Genomic DNA, 25,392 nt, shown 5'->3' with positions numbered 1-25,392 from the left:
GATGCGCACGCTTCCTTTTACGGTGCTTGCCGAAGGCTCGGCGGGTCTCGTGCGGCGCGTGTCGTCCGCTGGCGACTCGCGGCTGCCCTCTTCCGACGCGCAGCTCGCACGCTTCGCCCGCGACGCGCTGATCGAAGAAGCGCGCCTCACGCCCAAGCCCGCGCTTGTGGACGCGCGCGGTAGTGGCGCGCACAACGATCTCGATCTCGCGACGATGCAGCGCTCCGCGCACGCGCTCGAACCCACGTTCGAAGCGCTCGCGCGCGCTTCGCGCGGCGCCGCGCCCGGCACGGCGCTGCGCACCGATCTCGCGCGCATCGGCCGCGCCGGCGAAGCCGCGATGATGCGCGTGACGCAAGGCAGCAACGCGCATCGCGGCGCGATCTGGATTGTCGGGCTGCTGGTGGCGGGCGCGGCGATCGTGCATACGCCCGAAAGCCGCGACAGCGAGTGTGCCCACGCGGCGCACATCTGCGAAACGGCCGCGCGGATCGCGCGCTTCGACGACCTGCTCGCGCAGCCCGCGCAAAGCAACGGCGAGCGCGTGCGTCAGCGCTACAACGTGGGCGGCGCGCGCAGCGAAGCGCAAGACGGCTTTCCGCACGTCGTGCGCGTGGGCCTGCCCGCACTGCACGCCGCACGCGCGCAAGGCCATGACGAAGCCCACGCGCGCGTGGACGCCCTGCTCGCGATCATGGCCTCGCTCGACGACACCTGCCTGCTGCATCGCGCGGGGTTCGCCGGGCGCGAGGCCGCGCAAACGGGCGCGCAGCGCGTGCGCGAGGCGGGCGGCCTTGCCACGCAAGCCGGCCGCGCCGCGTTCGATGCGCTCGAACGCGCGCTGCTCGCACTCAATGCATCGCCGGGTGGCGCGGCCGATCTGCTCGCCGCGACGCTCTTCATCGACAGACTGGTTCAGCACCGCATGGGCGGGAGGACGGTTTCATGGAACAACTGACATTCGACTATCCGGCGCAACGCGCTGTGACGACGCGCGCCCACGTGGGTGTGGTGGGCTCGGGCGATCTCGAAGTGCTGCTGCAGCCCGCGAGCGACATGCAGGCGCGCGTGGTCGTGCATACGAGCGTGGACGGCTATAGCCACATCTGGAAGAGCGTGCTCGACCGCTTCTTCACGCGCTACGACGGCGCGGCGCTCATCGAGATCAACGACTTCGGCGCCACGCCCGGCGTGGTGGCGCTACGGCTCGCGGAAGCCGTGGAAGCCGCGCAGGAGGCGCAGTCATGAGCAGCACTCGTCAACTGACACCCGCCACGCTGCTGCGCGAGAGCTTCATTGAATTGAGCGCGCGCGAACGCGCAGCCGCCGTGCTGGACGCGGGCACGTTTCGCGAACTGCTCGGGCCGTTCGACCGTATCGAATCGCCGTGGCTGCCGTTGCAGGGCATCGTCTGCCAAGCCGACGACGGCGCGGTGATCGCGCGCGGCACCATCGACGGCGAGCCCGCCGTCGTCGCCGCGATCGAATCGGCATTCCAGGGCGGCAGCATCGGCGAAGTGTCGGGCAGCAAGATCGCCGCCGCACTCGAACTGGCGCTCGCCGACTGCGAGCGCGGCAAGATCGTGCGGCCCGTCATCCTGTTCGAAACCGGTGGCGTGCGCTTGCAGGAGGCCAATCTCGGCCTCGCCGTGATTGCGGAGATCCAGTCCGCCATCGTCGCGTTGCGCGCACACGTGAACGTGGTCGGCGTGATCGCGGGCATGGTGGGTTGTTTTGGCGGCATGTCGCTCGCGGCGGCCCTGTGTTCGACGCTCGTGATGACCAAGCAAGGCCGCCTCGGCATGAATGGTCCGGAGGTGATCGAGCAGGAAGCCGGCATCGAGGAACTCGATTCGAGCGACCGCCGCCAGGTGTGGCAATTGATCGGCGGCGAGCAGCGCGCGCAAACCGGTTTCGCCGATGCGCTCGTCGAAGACGCCGTGGACGACGTGCGCGCCGCCGTGCGCGCGGCGTTCGCACAAGGCGCACCGCTCACGCCGCGCTCGGCGGATGTGGATGCCACACTCGCGAAACTCGCGCAGATCGATCCCGCCAGCGTCACCCCCGAAACGATGCGTGCGGTGTTCACCGCTTCGCCCCTGAACCTGCGCGGAGAAAACGCATGAACGACACGACGACGAGCCGCGGCGCACACTGGCTGCGCGCCCTCACGGGCGGAGAAACGCAGGGCGCGTGCGTGCAATACGCCGACGCGCCGCTCGACAACGAGACCGCGCGCTTCATCACCGTCGCGCCCGATCCCGCGAACCGCTTTCCGCGCGCGCGCGACAACGTGGTGGGCCTCGAACAAGGCTGGCGTCTCGCGAAGGCCGTGCGCGAGGCGATTGCCGAAGACGCCGCAAGCGGCAAGCGCCGCCCCATCATCGCGATCGTCGACGTGAAGAGCCAGGCTTACGGCTATCGCGAGGAGATGCTCGGCATTCACCTCGCCTGCGCCTCGGCCGTGGACGCCTACGCAAGCGCGCGGCTCGCGGGGCATCCCGTGGTGGCGCTGATCGTCGGGCCCGCCATGTCAGGCGCGTTTCTCGCGCATGGCTATCAGGCCAATCGCATCGTCGCGCTCGACGCGCCCGGCACGATGGTCCACGCCATGGGCAAGGAAGCAGCGGCACGCGTCACGCGGCGCAGCGTCGACGACCTCGACGAGCTGGGCGAAAAGATCGTGCCGATGTCGTATTCGATGGCTTCGTTCGCGAAGCTCGGTCTGCTCGACGAGCTGATCGAAGGCGTCGATGCGGACGCGCCGAGCGTTGCGCAGATCGCCCGCGTGCGCGATGTGCTCGCACAGAAGGTGCGGGAGGCACGCGGCAACACGAGCGGGCTCGCGCATCGTCTGCAAGGCGAGTCGGCGCAGCGTACGCGTGCGGCGTCGATCGAGGTGCGCAAGCGCCTGGCGCAACAGTGGGACGCTAGCTGATGCGCGTCTGCGCGGCCCCGCCGTTTGCCGTTGACACGCCGCGTGTGGACGACGCGCGCTGGCGCGCGCACGACCTGCTGCGCGTCGCGCGCCATACACCGTCACGCGACGAGCCGGATTGGGTACGCGCCGCGCTTGCTCGCGCGCCCTGGGTGGTCGTGCGACGCACGCGCGCGGCGGCGGGTTTCGTGGCGGTAGGCGTGCGCGGCAGCGTACGTTCGGAGCGGTTCGGCATCTGGCTCAATACTGAGGATATCGAATCATCTTCCGCTCCGGAGGATCTGCTCGGCGTTGATCCGCTTCGCGCACGCCGCGCACTGCCAGCGTTCATCGCGCTCGCCACCCTGCGCACAAGCGCCGCGCCGTTGCGCCATTACGTCTGGGGCCCCACGGGCAGCGCCGGTTTCGAACTCGCCACGGGCGTTCCCACCCTCACGGCATCGAGCGATCTCGACATCCTGATTCGCCTGCCGCAGCGCGTCTCACGCGCGGCGATCGACGCGCTGGCGCAGACGTTCGCGCAAGCCGCCAGCCGCTCCGGCACACGCATCGACGCGCAACTCGAAACGCCCGCAGGCGGAGTCGCGCTCGCCGAACTCGCGGCGCACACGCCGCGCGTGCTGGCGCGCGCTTCCAGCGGCGCACTGCTTGTCGCCGACCCGTGGCAAGCGCCATGACGCTCGCCCTGCTCTTTCCCGGCCAGGGCGCGCAAAACGCTGGCTTCCTCCACAAACTGCCGCAGCACGACCCCGTGCGGGCGACGCTCGACGAGGCGTCGGCGGTACTCGGCTTCGACGTCCTCACGCTCGATAGCGACGACGCCTTGCGCTCCACGGTTGCCGTTCAGATCGGCCTCACGGTCGCGGGCGTAGCCGTTGCGCGAGCATTGGCGCACGAAGGACTCGCGCCGCAATTCAGCGCCGGGCTTTCCGTGGGCGCTTATGCGGCCGCGGTAAACTGCGAGGCCCTGGGGTTTGGCGACGCGCTGCACATGGTGCGCAAACGCGCCGAGCTGATGGAAAACGCGTGGCCATCGGGCTATGGCCTCACGGCCGTCGCGGGGCTGAGCGAGACGCAAGTGGAAACGCTCGCGGATGCGCATGCAGGTGAAGGCGGCGAGCGAGTGTACGTGGCGAACGTCAACGCGCCGCGCCAGATCGTCGTAGCCGGCGCCGATGGCGCGCTCGAAGCCTTTGCGGCCCGTGCGCTCTCCGCTGGCGCGCGCAAGGCGCAACGGCTCGCAGTGGCCGTTCCTTCGCATTGCGAACTATTGGCCGATGCCGCCGATACGCTCACCGAGTGGGCACGCGACATCCCGTTTCGTACGCCGCGTAGCGTGTATGTCGACAATCGCGGCGGCCGGCCGCTCTACGACGCCGACGCCATCCGCGCCGATCTCGCCACCAACATGCGCTTCACAGTGCGCTGGTACGACGCGCTTACGGTCATGATCGAATCGGGCGCAAGCGTGCTGGTCGAAGCGCCGCCCGGCCAGGTGCTCACGGACATCGCGCGCGAGCAGTATCCCGAGGTGACCGCGCTCGCGGGCTCGGGTTTGCCGCTGGAGCGTCTCGTCGCGATCGTGCGGCGCCGGCTCGGCGAGGACGTCTGATCGCCGCGCCAATGCCGACTTTGGCGTTTATGCGCATAAATTCTTATTCGCTTTTTAGCGAAAAGCCGCTCGTGCGCGCGTAGACTTCGCGTCGAAGATCGGCGATTTATCACCCATCTACAGCGTTCTCGACGCCTATTTCCGCAAACCCGGCGTTACCAGACGAAACGTGAGATTCACCCGCTCGCCGCTCACGGCAGGCTCCTTCGGCACGCGATGGCGCCATTGCGCCTGGGTCTTTCCCTGCATCACGAGCAGGCTGCCGCTCGTCAGCGGGAAAGAACGCACCACGCCCGTCGCGTTGTGGCGCAAGTCGAAGCGCCGCGTCGCGCCGAGACTCAGCGAGGCGATCACCGGCTCGGGGCCGAGTTCGGGTTCGTGGTCCGCGTGCCAGCCCATGCTGTCCGTGCCCGTGCGGTAACGGTTGAGCAGCACGCTGTTGAAGCGCACGCCGCAAAGCGCCGAGACGGCGTCGCGTAGCTCGGCGACCTGGCGGGTCCACTGCTGCGGGATGTTTCGGATGCCTGAATAGACGTACACCGCGCCTTGGTCGCCCTGCCAGGCCGTGAGGCGCGGCTGGTCCACCCAGCCGCCAGGCGTACGGATGCGTTCCTGGCGCCAGTCGGCCTCGGCGATGATGCGCGCGAGCGCCTCGGCGGCCGCCTCTGGCGCGAGCCATGACGGATGCCATGCCACGTCGGGGGCAGGCGAATCGTCGAAAAGATCAAACATCGAGCGTGCTTCAATCGAGCGGGAAAACACGCAGTTTCGCATGGCGCGGACCTGGCCGCCGCGCGCCCTCGCTTCCCGCAGGATAGCGAATCAACCGACACTGCAAGCAAACGACTCAGGTGAGCAGCGCGATGTAGAACACCGCCGCGCCGATGAGCGCGCCGATGAAGCAGAAGCCTTCGGCGGGTTCGTCGGTGGTGCGGGATCGCAGCCAGGCGCCCAGCACGCCGAACATGCCCGCGATACCGAGCGCGACGAACACCATTACGACATCGAATAACGCGCTTCGGCCAATTTCGAGAATATCGATGCGCTTGACCGCGATATACAGCGCGATGGCCATGATCGAGAGCCCGACCATCGGCAGCATGACATGGCTGCCCTCGCGCCCGACGTGACGACCATGCAGACCCTCATGCAGCCCATGTGCGACCGGCCGGATACCTTTCATGATCCGTCTCCCCAGAGCGCCCGGAACCGCGCGGGCCTCATTTTGAGCATAGTCCATCGCAGGAGCCGATTCAATGGACGTTTAATAGAGTGTGCCCGGCCCCACGAGAACATAATGCGACGAGTGAGATCGCGCTGGCAATCCAGGGAAATGCCGCACTGCCACACGCGCAGGCGATAAAGCATCAAGGCGCATGCATACACGCATGCATGTATGTTCTAGCGTGAACGATCAACCCCTTCATGCTGCGTTGCAGCATACCCATCCGAAAACCGCCGCCACCGAGCGGCACGAAGTCTGCTGCGCCGGTAAAATGCAACGCAGCCTACCTGTGCTGCCCCGTCCACCGGGTTTCCGAGCGGGCCTCGACGACTGGGCTTTGCTGCAGCGCGCCGTGCCCGGCGCGCCAACCCGCGTCGGTCCGCTCCCATCCGTTTGCGCCGCCATGCCCCGACTCTCGTTTCTGGTCCGCTTCATTGCCATCGGCGTGCTGCTGCATGCTTATGTCGGCTTTCGCCTGATTCCCGACCTGCCCGTGGCCGCCGCCGGCAAATGGCTCGCCGTGCTGTGGCTCGTGCTCTCGGTGCTGTTCATTCCGCCCGGCATGCTTGCGCGGCGCTTCAAGCGCCAGCCGCTCGGCGACCGCCTCGCCTGGATCGGCATGCTCGCCATGGGCTTCTTCTCGTCGCTGCTCATGCTGACGATCGCGCGCGACATCGTGCTCGCCTCGGCCATGACAGTGGAGGCGCTCTGGCCCAAGGCCATCGATCTCGCCGGCTGGCGCACCGTGAGCGCCGCCGCGGTGATCGTGCTTGCGTTCCTCTCCTCCGGGTTCGGCTTCTTCAACGCGCGGCGGCGTGCGCGCGTGCGCAACGTCGAGGTGCCGATTCGCGGCCTGCCCGCCGCGCTCGACGGCTTCACCATCGTGCAACTGAGCGACATCCACGTCGGGCCGACGATCAAGCACGGCTACGTCGATGCCATCGTGCGCGCCGTGAACCAGCTCGACGCCGACGTGGTCGCCATCACGGGCGACGTGGTGGACGGCAGCGTGGCGCATCTCGCCGACCACACGGCGCCGCTCGGCAAGCTCAACGCGCATCACGGCGTGTATCTCGTGACCGGCAACCATGAGTACTATTCGGGCGCAGACGCCTGGATTGCCGAGTTCCGCCGCATCGGCCTCACGGTGCTGATGAACCAGCATGTGGTGATCGAGCATGGCGGCGCGCGGCTCGTGCTGGCCGGCGTGACCGACTACACGGGCGGCCAGTTCGATCCCGCGCACCGCAGCGATCCGGCGGAAGCGCTGCGCGGCGCGCCCGCCGACGTCAACACGCGCGTGCTGCTCGCGCACCAGCCGCGCACGGCCCACGCCGCCGTCGACGCGGGCTTCACGCTGCAACTCTCCGGCCACACGCACGGCGGCCAGATTTTCCCGTGGAATTTTCTCGTGCGGCTGCAGCAGCCGTTCACGGCGGGCCTCGAAAAGCTCGGCAGCCTCTGGGTCTACACGAGCCGCGGCACGGGCTACTGGGGGCCGCCCAAGCGCCTTGGCGCGCCTTCGGAAATCACGCGCGTGCGGCTCGTGGGCGCACAGTGATCCCCTGGGCGCGCTGCGCCCGACGGCCCGCGCGGCCTTGCCGGTATCATCGGACGATGCCGCCGTTCGTCCGCCTGGCCGCTTTAACTGGAATTCATCGCACATGGAAGGCAACAAGCACCTTCACCAGACATCGTTCTATTTGCTGCTGTTCACGGTGTCCATTGCGCTTTGCTTCATCCTCGCGCCGTTCTTCAGCACGGTGCTCTGGGGCGCCATACTCGCATTGATCTTCCAGCCCGTGCAGCGCCGGCTCGTCGCGCGGCTCGGGCGGCGGCGCAATGTCGCCGCGCTCATTACGCTCACCATCTGCCTCGTCATCGTGATCTTTCCGCTCACGCTGGTGACGGCCACGCTGGTGCAGCAGGTCGCCTCGGCGTATCAGCAGGTGCGCAGCGGCAGCCTCGACTTCGGCGCGTACTTCACGCAGATCGTCCATGCCATGCCCGAGTCGATTCAGAACCTGCTCGCGGGCTACAACCTCATGGATCTGCCGGGGCTGCAGCAGCGCCTTTCTGCGGGCGCCGCGCAGATCAGCCAGTTCGTGGCCACGCGTGCACTCTCCGTCGGGCAGAACACGCTGCAATTTCTGGTGAGCTTTGGCGTGATGCTCTATCTGTTCTTCTTCCTCGTGCGCGACGGCCGCGAAATTTCGCGGCTCGTGCGCGACGCCATTCCGCTCGACGAGCAGCACAAACTGCATCTCATGCGCAAGTTCACGACGGTGATCCGCGCGACGGTGAAGGGCAATGTGGCGGTGGCGGTCGTGCAGGGCGGGCTGGGCGGTATCGCGCTCTGGGTGCTCGGCATTCAGGGCGCGCTCCTGTGGGGCTTCGTGATGATGCTGCTCTCGCTGTTGCCCGCCGTGGGCGCGGCGCTCGTGTGGGGGCCCATTGCGATCTACTTCCTCTCCACTGGCGCGGTGGCGAAGGGGGTCGGGCTGATCATCTTCGGCTCCGTCGTGATCGGCACTGTGGACAACGTGCTGCGCCCCCTGCTCGTGGGCAAGGACACGCGCCTGCCCGACTGGGTCGTGCTGATCTCGACGCTCGGCGGCATTTCGCTCATGGGCATCAACGGCTTCGTGATCGGGCCGCTCGTCGCCGCGCTTTTCATCAGTTGCTGGGACTTGCTGCGCAAGGACCAGCACTACATCGAAAACGAAAGCACGCCCGTGGAAGACGAGCCCGTGTAAGCGCAGCTTCCGGGCCGCATTAGTTCAGCGCTAGGGCGAAACGTGCAGCGGCACGCCGGCGCGGCCCTGGCGTGCAATACCGGCAACGGGCGCTTCGGGTGCTTCGGCGCCGTCCACGGCCACCGAAAACCCGAACGTGTTGACGCCGTCTGCGCTGCGCACGAACACCGTGCCGCCGTGCATTTCCGCCACGGCCTTGACGATCGACAGCCCGAGCCCGTGATTTTCGTGGCTGTTCGAGCGCGCCTCCTGAATGCGGTAGAAGCGGTCGAAAATATGCTCGCGCGTCACCGGATCGAGCGGCTCGCCGGGATTCGAAACGGCGATCTCAACGTGACCGTTCTGCGGCGCGACCGTGGCGCGCAGCGTCGTGCCGGACTGCGAATGCTGGATCGCGTTGACGAACAGGTTGCTCACGGCGCGCCCGATCAGCGACGTATTCACCCATGCACGCGCGTCGCCTTGCACTTCAACGCGCAGTTGCGCCTCTTCCAGCGGCATTTCCAGAAAATCGAGCATGCGTTCGATCTCCGAGCGCAACGACACTTCCGTGAGGTCCGTCGCGCGTTCGCCGCGATCGCTGCGCGAGAGGAACAGCATGTCGTTCACGATCACACGCAATCGTTCGAATTCCTCAAGATTCGATTGCAGCGTCTGTTGCAGCTGCTCGACCGAACGGTCGCGCGTGAGCGCCACCTGGGTCTGGCCAATCAGGATGCTCACCGGTGTGCGCAACTCGTGCGCCACGTCGGCGTTGAACGACTCGAGGCGCTCGTAAGCCTTGTCGAGACGCTCCAGCGCGCCATTGAACGACGTGGCGAGTTCGTGCAGTTCCTCGGGCAGCTCGTCCGCATGCAGCCGCTGGCGCCGGTTCGAGGGGCTCAACTGCGAGGCTTCGCGCGAGAGGCGCGTGAGCGGCGCAAGTCCGAAGCGCGTCACCGCGCGGCTCAGCAGCGCGACCGCGATGGTGGACAGCGCGATCAGCACGCCGAGCGCAATGCCAAAGCGCCGCAGCATGCCTTCGGTGCGCACACAGTCGCTGCCGACCACGAGTTTCACCTGGGGCCGGTCACCGCTCGCGGGCACGATAAAGGTCGTCGTGATGATGTCGTAGCTGCAACCCGGCGGGCGCACGAGCACATGATTCGGGCCCACGTCACCGGTGACCTTGCCGACGATGGGCGTGCCGAAACGAAAGCGCGGATCCGGGCCTTCGACGTAGTAATGCATGCGGCTATCCGCGGGCGAGAGGTCGCGCAGCTTTTCCTGCACGAAGGCCCACTTCTGCACGTCCGGTGCGTGCGAAATGATCAGGCTCGCAATGCGCGCGCGCGTGTCGAGCGTTTCGCGCAGCTCGTTGAAGAGCTGACGCTGCATCAGGAAGAAGAGGCCCGCGCCCGTGAGCGTGAACACGATGAGCGACACCGCTGCGAACATCGCCGAAAGCCGCAGCGAGATCGAGCGTTTCATGACGTCTGGCCTCCTTCCTCGCGCATTTCGAGCACGTAGCCCATGCCGCGTATGGTGTGCAGCAGTTTCGCCGCGTGCGGGCCGTCGAGCTTGGCGCGCAGCCGCTTGATCGCCGTTTCCACCACGTTCGCGTTGCTTTCGAAATTCACGTCCCAGACCAGCTCGGTGATGAGCGTCTTGGAGAGAATCTCGCCGCGCCGCCGCGCGAGCACCGAAAGCAACTGGAATTCCTTCGCCGTGAGATCGAGGCGTACGCCGTCGCGCGTCGCGCGGCGGCTGATGAGGTCCACCTGCAGATCGCCCACCGAAATCAGCGTGGACTCCTGCGTGCGCGCGCGCCGCGTGAGCGCGCGCAGCCGCTCGACGAGTTCGAGGAACGAGAACGGCTTCGTGAGATAGTCGTCGGCGCCGTCGCGCAGGCCGTGCACACGGTCGTCCACACGGTCGCGCGCCGTCAGCATGATGACCGGCGTGTCCTTCTTCGTGCGCACGGCGCGCAGCACGCCGAAGCCGTCGAGCTTCGGCAGCATGACGTCGAGCACGATCACGTCGAAGTCGTACTCCGTGGCCATCCACGCGCCTTCCTCGCCGTCCATGGCAACGTCCACGACCCAGCCCTGCTCCGTGAGTCCGCTGCGCAAATAGTCCACGACCTTGCGCTCGTCTTCGATTACCAATACTTTCATGCCCGCCCTCCTCTTTGCGCGCTGCCCTGGCGTTGCCGGCCGACGCGGCGCGTGACCGCCGTTGCGCGCTTTTATATACCCTGGTGCCGGGCCCGCTCAAGCCCTCTTGTATGCCCCGCTTTCAGTCCTTGCATGCGACTCAGCTTCTGCCCTCTGCCTTCGGCACTGCGCGGCAGGTGCCCGCGCTGCAGGCCATCTCGCGGTCGTCGGCGCTCCAGCCGCCGCCCAGCGCCTTCGCGAGAAAGACCACCGTGGCGACCTGCTGGCCGTGAATCTGCACTTCCTGGCGCTCGCTGGCAAGCAACTGCTGCTCCGCGTTTAGCACGTCGATGAACGCGACGAGCCCGCCCTGATAGCGGTCGTTGGCGAGATCGAAGGACTTGCGTGCGTCGTCCACGGCCGCCTGGCCATCGGTCGAGGCGCGTTCCAGCACCGAAAGGCCCGTTACCGCATTTTGCACCTCCTGGAACGCGGTGAGCACGGTCTGACGATAAGACGCCTGGGCTGACTCGTAGCCGGCCTGCGCGAAATCCACGCCCGCCGCACGCTTGCCGCCGTCGAACACCACCTCGCTGGCCGTCGCGCCCACCGACCACATGAGGCTCGGCACGGAAAAAAGACCGCCAAAACGCGTCGATTCCCAGCCGAAAGTGGGCGAAAGCGTGATGTCCGGAAAGTACGCGGAGCGCGCCACGCCGATCTGCGCATTGGCCGCAGCCATCGCGCGCTCGGCCGAGGCCACGTCGGGCCGCCGCTGCAACAGCTCGCTCGGCAGCCCGGTGGGAAGCGCGGGCATCGGCAGCGGCGTGAGCTTCTGCGCAATCGTGAATTCGGGCGCGGGCTTGCCGACTAGCACGGCAATGGCGTTCTGCTCCTGCTGCCGCTGGTTTTCGAGCAGATGCACCTGGGTTTGCGTCGCCGCCAGCTGGGCTTTTTGCTGCAGCAGTTCCAGACCGGAAACCGCGCCGAGATCGTGCTGCGCGGTCACGAAATCGAGAGCCTTTTGCTGCAGTTGCGCCGAGCGGTTCACCACGTCGATCTCGTTGTCGAGTTCGCGCATGGCGAAATAGTCGGTGGCGAGTTCGGCGGTGAGCACGAGGCGCGCGTTGGCGAGATCGTCGCCGGCCTGTTGCGTCGACGCCTGCGCCGACTCCACCATGCGCCGGATGCGCCCGAACAGGTCCAGCTCGTAGCTCACGGTCGCGCCGACGCTCACCTGGTTCTGCACGGTCGACGTGTTGGGCGTCGCGTAGTTCGTGAGCGGCCGGTTCGCGGAAATGCGCTCGCGCGCGAGGCCCGCGTCGAGCCCGACCTGCGGGCTTTGCTGCGACGACACCGAAGCGAGCGTCGCGCGAGCCTGCGCATAGTGCGCGGCGGCCACGCGCAGCGTCTGGTTCTCGGCGAGCGCCGCGGTTTCCAGACTGTCTAGCTCGGCGTTCTCGAATGCCTTCCACCACAGCGGGTCGAGCGGCGCATGCGAAGGCTGCGCCGCGTGCCAGTATGAATCGGCGGAATCGACACGCCAGGCCTCGGGGCTTTGCGTTTGCGGTGCGTGATAGTCGGGGCCCACGGTGCAAGCCGCGAGACCAAGCGCGCCTAGCGCCGTCACGTAAGCGAGCGGCCGTTGCCGCGTGTTTTGCCGCATCGTCACGTCGCGCTCCGCCTGGCGGCCTCGCGCGCCGATTCGGTCTTGTTCGGCGCGACCACGACCACGCTGTCGCCATCCGCGATCGAGTCGCTCGGGTTGAGCACGACGCGATCGGTTGGCGCCAGCCCGCCGCTGATTTCGAGCGTCTGCCCGAGGTCCTGCGCGATTTCCACCGCCTTGAGCTTGATCTTGCCATTCGCATCGACGACTGCAAGACGCGGGCCTTCCGAGCGGAACAGCAGCGTGTTGCCCGGCACCGTGAGCAAGCCCTTCGCGTCAGTCTGCAGGGCGGCCTGCACGTAGGCGCCGGGCAGCAGCTTGCCGTCGTGATTGGGCAGCGAGATTTCGGCCTCCAGCGTGCGCGTGGCCACGTTGATGGCCTGCGCCGTGCGCGTGACGGTGCCGTCGAAGGTGACGCCCGGCAGCTCCTGCTCGGTCACGCTCACGTGCTGGCCGACCGCTACCTGCTGCGCGTAGGTCTGCGGCACGTCGAGGTAGAGTCGCAGCGGGTCGGACTGCGCGATCGAAAAGAGCGCATGACCCGCCCCGCCGTTGCCCGCGTTCACGAGGTCGCCGATATCGACGTTGCGCTGCGTGATGATGCCCGTGATCGGCGCGACGATGCGCTGGAACGACTTCATCTCCGTGAGGCGGCGCACGTTCGCGGCGGCGGCGGCGAGATTGGCCTGGTCCGTGTTGAAGGCGCCCTGGCGGTCGTCGAGTTCCTGCTGCGAGACCGCATCGCGCTGACGCAATTGCTGTGCGCGATCGAACGAGGTCTTCGCGAGCGCGAGCGTCGAGGCGGCCTGATCGCGCTGTGCCTGCGCCTGGGCGAGTTCCTGATCGATCTCGGGCGTATCGATCTCGGCGAGCAACTGCCCTTGTTGCACATGCGCCCCGATATCGGCGTACCAGCGCCGCACGTAGCCGTTTGCGCGCGAGTAGATCGGCGCTTCGACAAAGCCGCGCAGCGTGCCCGGCAGCACGATGCGGCCGTCCGTGCCCGCGGCCACCGGTTGCACGACGCTCACGTACTGCTTCGCGTTCTGCTTCGTGACGTCGGCGAGATGGTGGGCGTTCATGAGGTTCGACACGATCGTGCGCGTGGCGCCCGCAGCCAGCAGCAGCGCGACCACGATCAACGCAAAGCGCGCACGCTTGCCCGCCTGGCCGCGCGCCGGCAGGTCCATGCCCTGCTCGCCGCCCACGGCGATGTCGAGCGATGAATGGTGGTGAGGTTCGTTCATGTCTTCGGCCATAATGACTTAACGGGTATCGCCTCGTGCACCGCGGCGCTGCGCCGCGCGCTCGCGTTTCGCGGCGGCGCGGTGGGCGAGCCGGGTATGCACGGTCGCAAACATCAGGGGTACAAACAATAGCGTGGAGACCGTAGCGAACAGCAGGCCGCCGATCACCGCGCGCCCGAGGGGCGCATTCTGCTCCGCGCCTTCGCCGAGGCCGAGCGCCATCGGCACCATGCCGATCATCATGGCGAACGCCGTCATCAGCACGGGGCGTATGCGGGTGGCGCCCGCTTCGAGCGCGGCGGCAAGCGGCGACGCGCCAGCGGCAAGACGCTGCCGCGCGAACGAGACCACGAGAATACTGTTCGCGGTCGCGACGCCCACGGTCATGATCGCGCCGGTGAGCGCTGGCACGCTCAGGTGCGTGCCGGTGATGAACAGCATCCACGCAATGCCCGCGAGCGCAGCGGGCAGCGCGCTGATGATGATGAGCGGATCGGCCCACGACTGGAAGTTCACGACGATCAGCAGATACACGAGCACCACCGCCATCGCAATGCCGACGCCCAGACCCACGTACGACGAACGCATCGTGCCGATCTGCCCGCGCATGGTGATGGTCGTGCCGCGCGGCGCGTGCGCCTGCACATGCCGGATGATGTCGTTGATGTTCACGCCCACGGAACCCAGATCGCTGCCCTCTACGCTCACGAGCAGGTCGATCACGGGACGGATGTTGTAGTGCGTGACGATGGCCGGCCCCCCGTGCGGCTCGAGCTGCACGAGGTTGCTCACGAGTTGCAGCGGCGCATTGGGATTCGTCGCACGCGCGGAAACGGGCGTGCCCATCACTTCGTTCATGGAGGTTTCGCGATACTGCGGCGTTTGCACCGTGAGCGGATATTCCACGCCGTTTTGCGGGCTCACCCAGAACGCGGGCGAAGTCTGCGTGCTGCCCGAGAGCGCGATCAGCACGTCCTGCGCTACGTTTTGCGGACTCAGGTTCAACTGCTGCATGCGCGTGCGGTCCATGGCGAGCGTGAGCGCGGGTTCGTCGTTGCGCTGCTCGATGTGCGCATCGACGGCGCCCGGCAGTTGCCGTACCTGCTTGAGCAGCGTGCTCGCCAGCGCCATGTCCTGGTTCAGGTTTGCGCCCACCACCTGCACGTCGATCGCCGCGGGCTGACCGAAGTTGAGAATCTGCGTGATGATGTCGGCGGGCTGGAAGAAGAACTCGACGCCCGGAAAACGTTGCGGCAGCAAGGTCCGCAGCTTGTCGATATAAATGCGCGAGGGATCGTGATCGGGCTTCAGCGCGATCTGGATTTCGCCGTCGAGCGTGCCCATGGTCCCCGCGTTGCTGTACGAGAGGTTGATGCCGCTATACGGCAGGCCGAGGTTGTCGACGATCGTTTCGAGTTGACCGGGCGGCACGACTTCGCGAACCACCTGCTCCACCTGGTCGGCCAGGCGCGCGGTTTCCTCGATGCGAAAGCCCGTTGGCGCACGCATATGCAAACGAATATTGCCCGCATCGACCGAAGGAAAGAAGTCGCGGCCAAGGAAGAATACGAGGACGAGCGAAAGCAGGCAAAACGCGAGGAAGGTGCCCCCGAAAAGCTTGCGGCGCGAGAGCAGTAAGCTCAATAGCGCAATGTAATTGGCGCGCACGCGCTCGAACGCATGATTGAAGCGCCAGTGTATGCGCGCGAAGAGCGAGCGCTGGGCGCGCTGCGCATGCGCGGTGGGATCGTGGCCCTCGAAGAGCAGCATGGCGAGCGTCGGTACCAGCGTGCGCGAAAGGATGTACGACGCGATCATCGCGAACACCACGGCTTCCGCGAGCGGCACGAACAGAAAGCGCGCCACGCCGGTGAGGAAGAACATCGGCACGAACACGATACAGATGCACAGCGTCGAGACGAGTGCGGGCACCGCGATTTCGCCCGCGCCTTCGAGAATGCCGTCGTGCAGTTTCGCGCCCAGATGCAGGTGCCGCTCGATGTTTTCGATCGTGACCGTGGCGTCGTCGACCAGGATGCCGACCGCGAGCGCGAGGCCCCCAAGCGTCATGATGTTGATAGTCTCCCCAAGCGCATAGAGGGCGATGATCGAGGAGAGAATCGACAGCGGAATCGACACCGCGATGATGAGCGTGCTGCGCCAGTTGCCGAGAAAGAGCAGGATCATCGCCGCCGTGAGCACGGCCGCGATGAGCGCTTCGCGCACCACGCCCTGCACGGCGGCGGAAACGAAGACGGACTGGTCGAACAGCGGCTTGACGACCAGGTCGGCCGGCAGCGTGTCGCGCGCCTTCGGCAGCAGGTCCTTCAGTGCGCCCACCACCTGCAGCGTCGATGCGTCGCCGGTCTTGAGGATCGACATCAGCACGCCGCGCTGGCCGTCCTGGCGCACGACGTTGGTCTGCGGCGTGAAGCCGTCGCGCACGTGCGCCACGTCGCCGAGATAGGTGGTCGCGCCGTTCACCGTCTGCACGGGAATGCGGTTCAACCCGGCCAGCGTTTCGGGCGATGCATTGGTGTCGACACGATATTCGGTCTGCCCGAGCTTGGCCGTGCCCGTCGGCAAAATCAGGTTCTGCGCGTTGACGGCATTGACGATATCGGCAGGCGTGAGGCCCTTCGAAATGAGCGCGCGCGTGTCGAGGTCCACGGAGATCACGCGCGTCTTGCCGCCATACGGGTAAGGCACCTGCGCGCCCGGAATCGTAATGAGCTGCGGGCGCAGGAAGTTCATCGCGACGTCGGCGAGCGCCTGCTCGCTCATCGACTTGCTGGAGAGGCCGAGCTGGATCACCGGAATGCTCGAGGCCGAATAGCTGATGACGAGCGGGGGCGTCGCGCCGGGCGGCATCTGCTTCACCTGCGCCTGCTCCGATGCAACGGCCTGCGCGATCGCGGTTTGCAGGCTCGCACCCGGCTGCAGGAACAGCTTGATGATGGCGATGCCGGGCAGCGACTGCGACTCGATGTGCCCGATATTGCTCACCGTGGTCGTGAGGCTGCGCTCGTTGACCGAGGTGATGCGATCGGCCATGTCCTTCGCGGAAAAGCCGTTGTACGACCAGATGATGCTGATGACCGGGATATTGATGTTCGGCAGCACGTCGGTGGCCATCGACATGAGCACGAACGGCGTGGCCAGCACGATCAGGATGGCCATCACGATGAACGTGTACGGTCGCTTCAGCGCGAGATTGACAATCCACATGTCAGTGTTTCGGACAACTCAGGCGAGGGTTGAGACGGGGACGCATTCATCCAGCGGGTGCCGCATCATAGGCAATGGCGGTGGCAGGTCGCTGTCGCCAATATGGCGAAACTGACAGGCAACGCGCGAGACGCGCGAAAGCGCACGGGAACGCAGATAGATCGGCGCTGTAGCGTCGCGAAGCACCGGAAATCCGCAGTCGCGAAACGCGCCGTAACGAACACGCGCTTCGCGAAGACTTCTTTAACTGCTTCAGTTCACAAGACGCAGGCGCTCCAGGTCGTGCGTGTTGTGACTGCGGCCGCGGCCGCTGCGCGCACGCGTCCCTCGTGGGCCCGCGTGTGCATCCACGTCGCGAAGCGGCTCGTCGCAGGTGGCGAGCGCAGCTTCCTGCTCGGCAAGGACGAGCGGCACCTTCTCGCGCAGAAACTCGACGAAGGTGCGGATCTTCGCGTCCAGATACCGGCGCGAAGCGTACAGCGCGTAGATGTTGAGCTTTTGCAGGGTGTGCGTGGGCAGCACGCGCACCAGCGTGCCGTCGGCGAGACCGGGCAGCGCCACCGGCACCGGCAGCGGGCCGATGCCCATGCCTTCGCGTATGGCGAGCGCAAGCGCTTCGGGATTGTTCACCTGGAACGGCGTCACGCCCGTATGCCGGAAGGTCTCGCCAAGCGGCCCCTCCGAAACCCATTGGCCGGCGGGCAGGCTCGCATCGGTCAGGTGCAGACAGGTATGCGCCTCGAGGTCGTCGAACGATTGCGGCTCGCCGCGCGTGCGCAAATACGCAGGCGAGGCGCAGAGAATGGCAGCGGTGCTGCCCAGATGCTGGGAGATCAGCGCGGAGTCCTCGAGTTCGGCGGCCACCACGACCGCCACATCGAAGCCCTCCTCGATGATGTCGGGCATCTGCTGCGCGATGGTGAGATCGACCGAGACCTCCGGCAAATGCTGCTGATAACGCGCGATGAGCGGCATCACATAGTGCTGCCCGAAACTCGTGCCGCCGTACACGCGCAGCTTGCCCGCTGGATTCGCGTGCGCAGCGGCGGCTTCGGCCTCGGCCTGCTCGATGTCGGCAAGAATGCGCTTGCAGCTCTGGAAGTAGCGCTCGCCCGCTTCGGTCAGCGACATGCGCCGCGTGGTCCGGTTCAGAAGCCGCGTGCGCAGCCGCGACTCCAGGTCGGTGACCGCGCGCGAGACCTGCGCGGTCGTCATCGTTTCGCTCGCCGCAGCGCGCGTGAAACTGCCGGACTCCACCACTCGCACGAAGACCCGCATATTGCGCAGCGTATCCATCAGAAACTCCCGTTCATTCGGCCTGCCTTCCCATCTCCATACGAATGAAACTAGTTTCGCTCACGAGCCGTGGCCTGATCCTGACTCGAACATGACAGCGCGGACAGCTTGGCGCAAAGCCCCGTCCCGCGTATGATCCACGAGCCCCCGGGGCCTACTGCAATGCACCCCGCCACGCCTTGCGCGAGAGCCGCATGGCGTGCGGCCGCCCTGCGCTTTCATGACAAAACGATGACTCTCGAATTCGCCCTGCGCCTTCTCGCGGCGTTCGCCTGCGGCGTCGCCATCGGCCTCGAACGCCAGATTCGCCAACGCACGGCCGGTCTGCGCACGATCACGCTCGTGGCAAGCGGCGCATGCCTGTTCGTCACGCTCGGCGTACTGACCGGCAATGGCTCGACCGGCGTGACGCAAATCGCGGCCTATGTCGTCTCTGGCGTGGGCTTTCTCGGCGGCGGCGTGATCATGCGCGAGAAGGGCTCGATTCAGGGCATCAATACTGCGGCGACGCTTTGGTGTTCGGCGGCCGTGGGCGTGCTGTGCGGAGCGGGCCATTACGGCCCGGCGGTGGCCGGCACCGCTGTCGTACTGCTTACGAATACCGTGCTGCGCGAGGTGAGCCGCATCATCAACGCGTCGCCCATTTCGAATGCGGATCTTGTGCGCGCCTATGTGCTTACGGTGGTTTGCCGCGAAGAGGACGAAGTCCATATCCGCACGTTGCTTTCAAATTCTTTATACTCCACACCGCTTTCATTCCAGAGCCTCACGAGCGAGGACCTGGCCGGCGATCCGCCGCGCCTGCGCGTGACGGCAACGATGCGCCTGCATCCGAAGTACCAGTCGAAGCTGGAACTCATGGCGAGCCGCCTGAGCATGGAGAAAGGCGTCTCCAGCGTAAGCTGGACCGCCGCGGAACCCGAAATCGCGCCCGAGTGAGGCTTGCGCATGGCGTCCGCCGGCATTCCTTACGAATACATTTCCGATTCGTTGCGTTTTTTAAAACTATCGGCGGCAGTTTTTAAGAACTGTCAATTCTGGCCGCGTTTCATGGACGCGTATTCGCCCTTGGACTAAGCTGCACTCACCGTGATTCTTTCACGCCAACAAGGGGAGTCTATTCATATGCAACACGGCATCATTGCCTGGCTCATCATCGGCGCTATTGCAGGCTGGCTCGCTGGCGTTCTCGTCAAAGGCGGCGGCTTCGGATTGTTCGTCGATATCATCGTCGGCATTGTCGGCGCGTTCATCGGCGGTTGGCTTGCCGGGGTGCTCGGCATTCATATCGGCGCCGGCATCATCAGCTCGATCATTACCGCCATTGTCGGCGCGGTCATTCTGCTCTTCATCATCCGCCTCGTGCGACGAGCGTAGCGAATTCGCGCTTTCCATGAAGAACGGGAGCACCGTTTCCGGTGCTCCCGTTTTGTTTCGTGTGCTTCTGAATGGCGAGCGCCCTGGGCCTTATGCGTTTGCGACGAGTCCGCCCATCGCTTCGGGCAGCATCGAACCCGTTTGATTGAAGCGCAGATGCATTTCATACGCGCGCGCGAGATCGTGCGGCGTCTGGCCGCCGATCTTGAGTGCGTCGCGATAGTAGTCGCGCAACAGGTCGCGATAGAGCGGATGCGCGCAACGCTCGATCACGAGGTTTGCACGCTCGCGCGGCGCGAGTCCGCGCAGATCGGCCAGACCCTGCTCGGTGACGATCACGTCCACGTCGTGCTCGTTGTGATCGACGTGCGGCACCATCGGCACGATGCTGGAAATGCGGCCGTCCTTCGCAATCGCCTTGGTCGCGAAGATCGCGCACGACGCGTTGCGCGCGAAATCGCCCGAGCCGCCAATGCCATTCATCATGTGCGTGCCGCCCACGTGCGTGGAATTGACGTTGCCGTAAATGTCGCATTCGAGCGCGGTGTTCAGCGCAATCAAGCCGAGGCGGCGAATCACTTCGGGATGGTTGCTCACTTCCTGCGGACGCAGCACGAGCCTGTCGCGATAGCGGTCGAGTTCGGCGAGCACCTGAGCCTGGCGCTGCGCGGAAAGCGTCATCGAGGCGCCCGATGCGAATACCATCTTGCCGGAATCGATCAGATCGAACGTCGAGTCCTGCAATACTTCGGAGTACATCATAAGTGCTTCGAACGGTGAATCCACGAAGCCCGAAAGCACGGCGTTCGCGATCGTGCCGATGCCGGCCTGCAGCGGCGGCAGTTGCGCGCTCATGCGGCCGTGCTTCACTTCGTGCTGCAGGAATTCGATGAGGTGGCCGGCAATGCGCGCGGTTTCTTCGTCGGCGGGCAGCACGGTCGACGGGCTGTCCGCCTCGTTCGTGATGACGATGGCGGCGATCTTCTCGGGCGGAATCTCGATGGCGGTCGTACCCACGCGGTCTTGCGGGCGTACGATCGGCAGCGGATCGCGATGCGGGCGGCGGCCGGGAATCCACACGTCGTGCAGACCTTCGAGCGCGAGCGGCTGTGCGAGATTGATCTCGACGATCACCTTCTCCGCGAGAATCGCAAAGCTCGCCGAATTACCGACCGACGTGGTGGGCACGATCGCACCGGTTTCCGTGATTGCGGCGGCTTCGATGATCGCGAGATCGAGTTTGCCGAGCAGATTCGCGCGCAACATCTCCACGGTTTCCGAAAGATGCTGGTCGACGAACATCACTTCGCCGCGGTTGATCGCCTTGCGCAGCGTCGCGTCCACCTGGAACGGCAGACGGCGCTCGAGCACACCCGCTTCGGTCAGCATGCGATCGACGTCGTGGCCGAGCGAGGCGCCCGTCATCAGCGTAATGCGCAGCGGCTCTTTCTCTTCGCGCGCACGACGCGCCAGTTCGAGCGGCACGGCTTTCGTGTCGCCCGCGCGCGTAAAGCCGCTCGCGCCGACGCGCATGCCGTTGCGCACGAGTTGGGCCGCCTCGGCAGCCGAAGTGATTTTCCCGCGCAAGGCGGCACAACGAATACGGTCTTCGTACATCAAAGTCTCCACAAACTCTCTGATCGCCTCGTGCCTATTTTCAGGTCTTGCATCGGCGGTCGTGCACTGCGCGTTTCACAAAACACTGTTGCAGTGTTTTGTGCAGCCGCAATGCGCAAAGCCGCGGCACCCATTTGAAGGCGTCGCGGCACAAGTTTTCAGCGTGCGCCTGCACATGGCTGGCGTGCTCTCGATCTCAGCTACCGAAATAGATATTGCAGAAGCTGACCGGGCCGACGCATTCATCCTTCTTTGCCGGCTTCACGATTTCGCGGTGGGCGGGCGCTTGCGCTACTTGCGGGGCAGCGGACTGCGCGACCTGCTGGGGGACGCTCGCTGCCGGTGCTTCGTTCTGTGCATAAGCAGCGGCGGCGGCAAACAGCGAACAGGCAAGAACAGCGATCTTCAGGGACTTCATTTTACTCTCCAGTGCTAACGGGTACTGCGAAGCAGTGATGTGACTATATGACTCAGGGTCGAATTGATTAAGCGGGCGGGGTGGAAGGCATATTTCCAGCCTGCAGCAAGATCGCACAAGCCTGCTTTTTCATTGTGTTTTCAACGAACTGTGCGGCGCACGCGTGCGGCGTGCGCGGCGCGCGAGCGGTCCGAGCGGCGCGTCGCGGTCGAGCAGCGCGCTGCGGATGAAGTGCAGATGACTCAGCAGCCGTTGCACCTCGTGCCGCCTTTCCCGCTCGTGATGCACGGTGTCGAGCGCCTCCTGGGCGATCCAGGTCGAGGCGCGCACGGCGCTGAGCGCGCGGTCGAGCGCGATCCCGTCCGGGCTCTCGAAAAGATGCGCGATGTCCTCCTGTACGCGCGCGAGAGCCATAGGCCAGCGCGCGTCATGAAGGTCGAGCCAGGCTGCCGCGTGCGCCTCGTTGCGCAGATCGACCACGGCGTGCCCGACTTCGAGCGTCACGAGCATCCACCGCAGCGCGCGCCGGTGCGCCTGGCGGCGCCCGTTCAGCAAGAGCCTCAACTGGTGCATCAGATCGTGCGTACCGGACTGGAAGCGCTGCCCAAGGCCATCCCGTTGCCCGTGGCAAGCCAGCACGACCTGGCCGCGCAACGACACGCACATGCGCTCGACGAGCCAGTTCATGTGCGGCGGAAACACCACCGCGAAAGCGAGCGAAGCGACCAGCATCGCGGCAACGACGGCGATGCCGTTGTTGACCAGCAGATCCGGCGTGTAGGCGATCACGTTGTCCGGACCAGCCAGCAGGCAGAAGAACACCGAGAAGCCGACGCCATAGCCCGCTATGCGCGAGCGCGTGGCGAGAAAAGCGCCGACGGCGAGCACCGGAACGAGTGTCGCGCAGAGCAGCGGAAAGCCATCGACATTGGGATAGACGTAGCAGGTGAAGAGATAGCCCGTCACGGCGGCAAAGCCCGCGCCGACCGCCATCTGCACGGCCATGCGCGACGCGTTCGGCGACGACGAGGTGAGCGCGCACGTGAGCGCGGCCGCGATCATCGCAAGGCCGCCGCTCGGCCAGTCGGTCTCGACCCAGAACCAGCCCAGCGCCGCCACCACTACGGCCGTGCGCACGAAGGTGAACGCCACCACGTACCAGCTCGTGCGGGGCACGTAGCGCGCGGCGCGCGGCTCCTGCGCGGGACGCGCCTCCATGAGCGATGCCCACGTGCGGCTGTAGCGCACGACCTCAGTCGTAAAGCGATAGATGAGTTCGGCCGAGGTGTCGAAGTCGGGCAGCGCGTCGGGCAACGCGTGTTCGAGCGGCCGCCGCGTCTCGCGCACATGACGCGGCAGCGTGCGCTGGAAGGCTTCGAGCCCGTCGGCGAGTCGCCGCGCATAGGCGCGATCGCTTTCGTTGCGGCTCGGCCGTTGTGCGAGCAGCGCCGCTAGCTCGCCGAAGTATGGCGCGAGCGGTGCGATCGCCGCGTCGCTCCAGCGCAGCCTTTTGAGCAACTGGCGCAACGCGTGCAGCCGCGCGCAGGCATCCATGAATTCGGAATTCAGGCGCGAAAGCAGGCCGCTGCGCGAGCGCATCGTCGGATCTTCGAAAGATGAGAAAGCACGCGTGGCCTCGAAGCCGACGACATCGTCGACGAGACTCGCAAATCGCCCTTCGAATGCGCCCCTTTCGAGCCGCCCAGCCAACACCGCCGCAGCGAACGCAGTAAAATTAAGATAGCGTGAGCGCAGGGTGCGACCGAGCAGCGAGCCCGATTGCCGGGGCACGATCACCGCGCTGACCATGCCCGAGCAGAGTATGCCAACGGCCACTTCGGCGCCGCGGCCCAGTGCGGCGAGAAAGAGACCGTTGGGCTGCATCACGAGCGGAATGCCGATCAGCGCTGCCGTATAGCCGGCGAGCACGAAACCGTACCAGCGAAAATGGCGATTCCTCATGGCGGCGGCCGTACATGCGGCCACCCATCCCGTCATCCCGAGTATGTAGAGCTCGGGCTGCTGGACGAATACGGCGCCCAGCACCACCGCCGCGACCATTCCCACCGCAGTGCCGACGATGCGATAAAAGCTCTTGGCGAACACCATGCCCGAGAGCGGCTGCATCAGGACGAACACCGTCGTCATCGCGATGCGCGGCTGCGGCAGGTCCAGCAGCATGGAGATGCCCATGGCAAGCAAGCCGGCCGCGACCGTTTTCAGCAGATGAATCCAGATCGCGCCGTCGCTGGCCTGCCAGTCACGCAGCGCCCGTCTGGCGGCGCGCCATATGATCTCCGCGCGCCGACGCGAGTCGAACGCTCGATGTATCGCAGGCTGGCGGCTCATGACAAACGCTCGGGCTGTTTCGAAGACAGGGGCCGATTGTAGGAGCGTCATTGCGCCGCATTAATAGGACGTGCGGGGAACCTCCGTTCCAGATCACTCAACAATGGCACGCCCCGACAGGCGGACAATATCGTTTCTGTACCGAACAAGAAGGTCAAGAAGGTCTGATGGATACGTTACAAAACATGCGGGTGTTCGTTCGCGTCGTGGAAGCGGGCAGCTTCACCGCCGCGGCTCAGTCACTGGATTCGACCACCGGCGCGATGTCGCGCGCGGTATCCGAACTCGAAGCGCATTTGCGCACCCGTCTGCTCAACCGCTCGACACGCCGGCTTGCGCTCACGCCCGCTGGCGAGCGCTATCTCAAGCGCTGCTCGCAGATTCTCGCGGACGTCGGTAGCGCGGAAGAAGAAGCGAGCTGCGCGCATGAACGCCCGGCCGGGGCGCTGCGCATGCACAGCTTTGCGAGTATTGGTCAGCAGTACGTGCTGCCGGCGATCTCGCGCTATCGCGCGCTGCATCCCGAAGTCACCGTCGAACTGACGCTCTCGCAACGCATGCCGGATCTCTTCGAGGGCAGCAGCGATGTTTCGGTGGTCACGGCGTCATCGCTGCCGAACTCCGATCTCGTTTCGCACCAGCTGGGTTCGACGTACAGCATTCTGTGCGCGTCGCCTGGGTATGTGCATACGCACGGTGCGCCGCGTACACCCGCCGATCTCTCACATCACGACTGTCTGATTCTCAAATCGCCGGCGTTCCCGGCGCATGAGTGGATACTCGAGGGGCCCGAGGGCAGCGTCGAGATGCAAGTGGACGGACCGGTGCAGGTGAATATCGCGGAATCGCTCGCAGTGGCGATACGCGAGGGGATGGGGATCGGGATGTTGCCGGTCTACTCGGCAATAGAAGGATTGCGTAACGGTACGCTCGTGCGCGTACTGCCGCAGCACAAGCTGCAAAAAACGAACGTGTACGCGCTTTATCCATCGCGCAAGTTCGTCGACGCGAAAACCAAGACGTGGGTGGAATTCTTGCGCGCGCATCTTCCGCAAGTCATCGAGCGCGACCTGGCGCTGCTTGAAGAATTGACTCAGGAGCAGCTTGCGGACGTCGCAGATGAGGTTGCTTTGGTGAAGGACGCCTCGGTCGCAGCAGTTGCGCAGAAGGCGACGCAATAAGCCTGCGCTTGCGCAAGCGGGTTAATGCAAAAAGCCGTCCATTGGACGGCTTTCTTGTTTTCCGCCCCCGAAGCCCAAACGCCAGAACCCCGGTGCTCTTTGGGAGACACCGGGGTTCTGGACGTTACAGCATAAGGAGCCTGACGATTACCTACTTTCACACGGGCAATCCGCACTATCATCGGCGTGGAGCTGTTTCACGGTCCTGTTCGGGATGGGAAGGGGTGGGACCAGCTCGCTATGGTCATCAGGCATGACGGGTTGCTGCGTCGCGGTGTTATCGCGCCACAGCCAATCGGGAAGAAGCGTAAAGAGGTGTTGCTCAATTGGGGTTGTGTTGTTTC

General features: G+C 65.6%; 22 protein-coding genes and 1 rRNA gene. 11 read left to right on the top strand and 12 right to left on the bottom strand.

Going from position 1 to position 25,392, the window contains the following annotated elements; translation table 11 throughout:
- Window position 1: 1 nt before the first annotated feature.
- The 6 genes from M3I56_RS30125 to mdcH are packed head-to-tail and all read left to right on the top strand — an operon-like array spanning window position 2 to window position 4,550.
- A complete protein-coding gene (locus M3I56_RS30125) occupies window positions 2–958 on the top strand; it encodes a triphosphoribosyl-dephospho-CoA synthase (protein WP_254357050.1) in 957 nt (318 codons plus the stop codon).
- The gene (locus tag M3I56_RS30120; protein WP_042265098.1) at window positions 946–1,248 is read left to right on the top strand and encodes a malonate decarboxylase subunit delta; all 303 of its coding nucleotides are present in this window, start codon (window positions 946–948) and stop codon (window positions 1,246–1,248) included. The genes M3I56_RS30125 and M3I56_RS30120 overlap by 13 nt, the downstream gene beginning before the upstream one ends.
- Window positions 1,245–2,126: a biotin-independent malonate decarboxylase subunit beta gene (locus M3I56_RS30115; RefSeq protein WP_254357049.1), complete on the top strand. Its 882-nt coding sequence runs from the start codon at window positions 1,245–1,247 to the stop codon at window positions 2,124–2,126. Before M3I56_RS30120 ends, M3I56_RS30115 begins: the two co-directional genes overlap by 4 nt.
- Window positions 2,123–2,938 (top strand): biotin-independent malonate decarboxylase subunit gamma, encoded by an 816-nt coding sequence (gene mdcE, locus M3I56_RS30110; RefSeq protein ID WP_254357048.1) that lies wholly within the window; start codon window positions 2,123–2,125, stop codon window positions 2,936–2,938. Before M3I56_RS30115 ends, mdcE begins: the two co-directional genes overlap by 4 nt.
- Window positions 2,938–3,615 (top strand): malonate decarboxylase holo-ACP synthase, encoded by a 678-nt coding sequence (locus M3I56_RS30105; RefSeq protein WP_254357047.1) that lies wholly within the window; start codon window positions 2,938–2,940, stop codon window positions 3,613–3,615. The genes mdcE and M3I56_RS30105 overlap by 1 nt, the downstream gene beginning before the upstream one ends.
- On the top strand, window positions 3,612–4,550 hold the full coding sequence (gene mdcH / locus M3I56_RS30100; RefSeq protein WP_254357046.1) for a malonate decarboxylase subunit epsilon: 939 nt from the start codon (window positions 3,612–3,614) through the stop codon (window positions 4,548–4,550). Before M3I56_RS30105 ends, mdcH begins: the two co-directional genes overlap by 4 nt.
- A 135-nt stretch (window positions 4,551–4,685) precedes the next feature.
- On the opposite strand, the gene M3I56_RS30095 is transcribed toward mdcH, so the two are convergent.
- Together M3I56_RS30095 and M3I56_RS30090 are read right to left on the bottom strand one after the other, a co-directional pair.
- Window positions 4,686–5,282 (bottom strand): alpha-ketoglutarate-dependent dioxygenase AlkB, encoded by a 597-nt coding sequence (locus tag M3I56_RS30095; RefSeq protein ID WP_254357045.1) that lies wholly within the window; start codon window positions 5,280–5,282, stop codon window positions 4,686–4,688.
- Between the two features lie 115 nt (window positions 5,283–5,397).
- Window positions 5,398–5,733, bottom strand: a complete 336-nt coding sequence (locus tag M3I56_RS30090; RefSeq protein WP_254332659.1) for a hypothetical protein — start codon at window positions 5,731–5,733, stop codon at window positions 5,398–5,400.
- A 445-nt stretch (window positions 5,734–6,178) separates the two neighbouring features.
- On the opposite strand from M3I56_RS30090, the gene M3I56_RS30085 reads away from it, so the two are divergent.
- Both M3I56_RS30085 and M3I56_RS30080 read left to right on the top strand, forming a co-directional pair.
- Complete coding sequence (locus tag M3I56_RS30085; RefSeq protein ID WP_254357044.1) at window positions 6,179–7,336, top strand: metallophosphoesterase; 1,158 nt, start codon at window positions 6,179–6,181, stop codon at window positions 7,334–7,336.
- A 103-nt stretch (window positions 7,337–7,439) separates the two neighbouring features.
- The gene (locus tag M3I56_RS30080) at window positions 7,440–8,531 is read left to right on the top strand and encodes an AI-2E family transporter (protein WP_254357043.1); all 1,092 of its coding nucleotides are present in this window, start codon (window positions 7,440–7,442) and stop codon (window positions 8,529–8,531) included.
- Between the two features lie 30 nt (window positions 8,532–8,561).
- On the opposite strand, the gene M3I56_RS30075 is transcribed toward M3I56_RS30080, so the two are convergent.
- From M3I56_RS30075 to M3I56_RS30050, 6 genes are all read right to left on the bottom strand, one after another.
- Entirely contained in the window at window positions 8,562–10,001 is a 1,440-nt protein-coding gene (locus tag M3I56_RS30075) for a heavy metal sensor histidine kinase (RefSeq protein ID WP_254357042.1), read from the bottom strand.
- Window positions 9,998–10,687, bottom strand: a complete 690-nt coding sequence (locus M3I56_RS30070; protein WP_028205637.1) for a heavy metal response regulator transcription factor — start codon at window positions 10,685–10,687, stop codon at window positions 9,998–10,000. The genes M3I56_RS30075 and M3I56_RS30070 overlap by 4 nt, the downstream gene beginning before the upstream one ends.
- A gap of 139 nt (window positions 10,688–10,826) precedes the next feature.
- The gene (locus M3I56_RS30065; RefSeq protein ID WP_254357080.1) at window positions 10,827–12,332 is read right to left on the bottom strand and encodes an efflux transporter outer membrane subunit; all 1,506 of its coding nucleotides are present in this window, start codon (window positions 12,330–12,332) and stop codon (window positions 10,827–10,829) included.
- Window positions 12,333–12,334: 2 nt separating this feature from the next.
- Complete coding sequence (locus M3I56_RS30060) at window positions 12,335–13,582, bottom strand: efflux RND transporter periplasmic adaptor subunit (RefSeq protein WP_254357041.1); 1,248 nt, start codon at window positions 13,580–13,582, stop codon at window positions 12,335–12,337.
- 18 nt (window positions 13,583–13,600) lie between these two features.
- Entirely contained in the window at window positions 13,601–16,810 is a 3,210-nt protein-coding gene (locus tag M3I56_RS30055; RefSeq protein WP_254357040.1) for an efflux RND transporter permease subunit, read from the bottom strand.
- Window positions 16,811–17,062: 252 nt separating this feature from the next.
- The gene (locus M3I56_RS30050) at window positions 17,063–18,106 is read right to left on the bottom strand and encodes a LysR family transcriptional regulator (protein ID WP_254357039.1); all 1,044 of its coding nucleotides are present in this window, start codon (window positions 18,104–18,106) and stop codon (window positions 17,063–17,065) included.
- A gap of 231 nt (window positions 18,107–18,337) precedes the next feature.
- On the opposite strand from M3I56_RS30050, the gene M3I56_RS30045 reads away from it, so the two are divergent.
- Window positions 18,338–19,045: an MgtC/SapB family protein gene (locus M3I56_RS30045; protein ID WP_028205640.1), complete on the top strand. Its 708-nt coding sequence runs from the start codon at window positions 18,338–18,340 to the stop codon at window positions 19,043–19,045.
- Between the two features lie 186 nt (window positions 19,046–19,231).
- A complete protein-coding gene (locus M3I56_RS30040) occupies window positions 19,232–19,483 on the top strand; it encodes a GlsB/YeaQ/YmgE family stress response membrane protein (RefSeq protein WP_042265070.1) in 252 nt (83 codons plus the stop codon).
- 90 nt (window positions 19,484–19,573) lie between these two features.
- Here the strand turns inward: M3I56_RS30040 and M3I56_RS30035 are convergent, their stop codons facing one another.
- From M3I56_RS30035 to M3I56_RS30025, 3 genes are all read right to left on the bottom strand, one after another.
- Complete coding sequence (locus M3I56_RS30035) at window positions 19,574–21,100, bottom strand: acetyl-CoA hydrolase/transferase family protein (RefSeq protein ID WP_254357038.1); 1,527 nt, start codon at window positions 21,098–21,100, stop codon at window positions 19,574–19,576.
- 196 nt (window positions 21,101–21,296) lie between these two features.
- Entirely contained in the window at window positions 21,297–21,518 is a 222-nt protein-coding gene (locus M3I56_RS30030; protein WP_254357037.1) for a hypothetical protein, read from the bottom strand.
- 129 nt (window positions 21,519–21,647) lie between these two features.
- Window positions 21,648–23,867, bottom strand: a complete 2,220-nt coding sequence (locus tag M3I56_RS30025; RefSeq protein WP_254357036.1) for an FUSC family protein — start codon at window positions 23,865–23,867, stop codon at window positions 21,648–21,650.
- A gap of 167 nt (window positions 23,868–24,034) precedes the next feature.
- On the opposite strand from M3I56_RS30025, the gene M3I56_RS30020 reads away from it, so the two are divergent.
- Window positions 24,035–25,048: a LysR family transcriptional regulator gene (locus M3I56_RS30020; protein ID WP_254357035.1), complete on the top strand. Its 1,014-nt coding sequence runs from the start codon at window positions 24,035–24,037 to the stop codon at window positions 25,046–25,048.
- Window positions 25,049–25,186: 138 nt separating this feature from the next.
- On the opposite strand, the gene rrf is transcribed toward M3I56_RS30020, so the two are convergent.
- A 5S ribosomal RNA gene (gene rrf / locus M3I56_RS30015) occupies window positions 25,187–25,300 on the bottom strand.
- Between the last annotated feature and the right edge of the window lie 92 nt (window positions 25,301–25,392).

Origin of the sequence: Paraburkholderia sp. CNPSo 3281, from assembly GCF_024206515.1 — a bacterium.
Classification (GTDB): Bacteria; Pseudomonadota; Gammaproteobacteria; order Burkholderiales; family Burkholderiaceae; genus Paraburkholderia; species Paraburkholderia nodosa.
The sequence above is the reverse complement of the archived record's forward strand: the minus strand, read 5'-3'. Positions and strand labels throughout refer to the sequence as shown.

Excerpts from the sequence above, each read along its gene's own strand:
- M3I56_RS30025 (WP_254357036.1), bottom strand. The coding sequence starts at position 23,867 with ATGAGCCGCCAGCCTGCGATACATCGAGCGTTCGACTCGCGTCGGCGC.
- M3I56_RS30060 (WP_254357041.1), bottom strand. The coding sequence starts at position 13,582 with ATGAACGAACCTCACCACCATTCATCGCTCGACATCGCCGTGGGCGGC.
- M3I56_RS30125 (WP_254357050.1), top strand. The coding sequence starts at position 2 with ATGCGCACGCTTCCTTTTACGGTGCTTGCCGAAGGCTCGGCGGGTCTC.
- M3I56_RS30070 (WP_028205637.1), bottom strand. The coding sequence starts at position 10,687 with ATGAAAGTATTGGTAATCGAAGACGAGCGCAAGGTCGTGGACTATTTG.
- M3I56_RS30115 (WP_254357049.1), top strand. The coding sequence starts at position 1,245 with ATGAGCAGCACTCGTCAACTGACACCCGCCACGCTGCTGCGCGAGAGC.
- M3I56_RS30090 (WP_254332659.1), bottom strand. The coding sequence starts at position 5,733 with ATGAAAGGTATCCGGCCGGTCGCACATGGGCTGCATGAGGGTCTGCAT.
- M3I56_RS30095 (WP_254357045.1), bottom strand. The coding sequence starts at position 5,282 with ATGTTTGATCTTTTCGACGATTCGCCTGCCCCCGACGTGGCATGGCAT.
- M3I56_RS30035 (WP_254357038.1), bottom strand. The coding sequence starts at position 21,100 with ATGTACGAAGACCGTATTCGTTGTGCCGCCTTGCGCGGGAAAATCACT.
- M3I56_RS30080 (WP_254357043.1), top strand. The coding sequence starts at position 7,440 with ATGGAAGGCAACAAGCACCTTCACCAGACATCGTTCTATTTGCTGCTG.
- mdcE (WP_254357048.1), top strand. The coding sequence starts at position 2,123 with ATGAACGACACGACGACGAGCCGCGGCGCACACTGGCTGCGCGCCCTC.
- M3I56_RS30030 (WP_254357037.1), bottom strand. The coding sequence starts at position 21,518 with ATGAAGTCCCTGAAGATCGCTGTTCTTGCCTGTTCGCTGTTTGCCGCC.
- M3I56_RS30055 (WP_254357040.1), bottom strand. The coding sequence starts at position 16,810 with ATGTGGATTGTCAATCTCGCGCTGAAGCGACCGTACACGTTCATCGTG.
- M3I56_RS30045 (WP_028205640.1), top strand. The coding sequence starts at position 18,338 with ATGACTCTCGAATTCGCCCTGCGCCTTCTCGCGGCGTTCGCCTGCGGC.
- M3I56_RS30050 (WP_254357039.1), bottom strand. The coding sequence starts at position 18,106 with ATGGATACGCTGCGCAATATGCGGGTCTTCGTGCGAGTGGTGGAGTCC.
- M3I56_RS30075 (WP_254357042.1), bottom strand. The coding sequence starts at position 10,001 with ATGAAACGCTCGATCTCGCTGCGGCTTTCGGCGATGTTCGCAGCGGTG.
- M3I56_RS30065 (WP_254357080.1), bottom strand. The coding sequence starts at position 12,332 with ATGCGGCAAAACACGCGGCAACGGCCGCTCGCTTACGTGACGGCGCTA.
- M3I56_RS30085 (WP_254357044.1), top strand. The coding sequence starts at position 6,179 with ATGCCCCGACTCTCGTTTCTGGTCCGCTTCATTGCCATCGGCGTGCTG.
- M3I56_RS30105 (WP_254357047.1), top strand. The coding sequence starts at position 2,938 with ATGCGCGTCTGCGCGGCCCCGCCGTTTGCCGTTGACACGCCGCGTGTG.
- M3I56_RS30120 (WP_042265098.1), top strand. The coding sequence starts at position 946 with ATGGAACAACTGACATTCGACTATCCGGCGCAACGCGCTGTGACGACG.
- M3I56_RS30040 (WP_042265070.1), top strand. The coding sequence starts at position 19,232 with ATGCAACACGGCATCATTGCCTGGCTCATCATCGGCGCTATTGCAGGC.
- mdcH (WP_254357046.1), top strand. The coding sequence starts at position 3,612 with ATGACGCTCGCCCTGCTCTTTCCCGGCCAGGGCGCGCAAAACGCTGGC.
- M3I56_RS30020 (WP_254357035.1), top strand. The coding sequence starts at position 24,035 with ATGGATACGTTACAAAACATGCGGGTGTTCGTTCGCGTCGTGGAAGCG.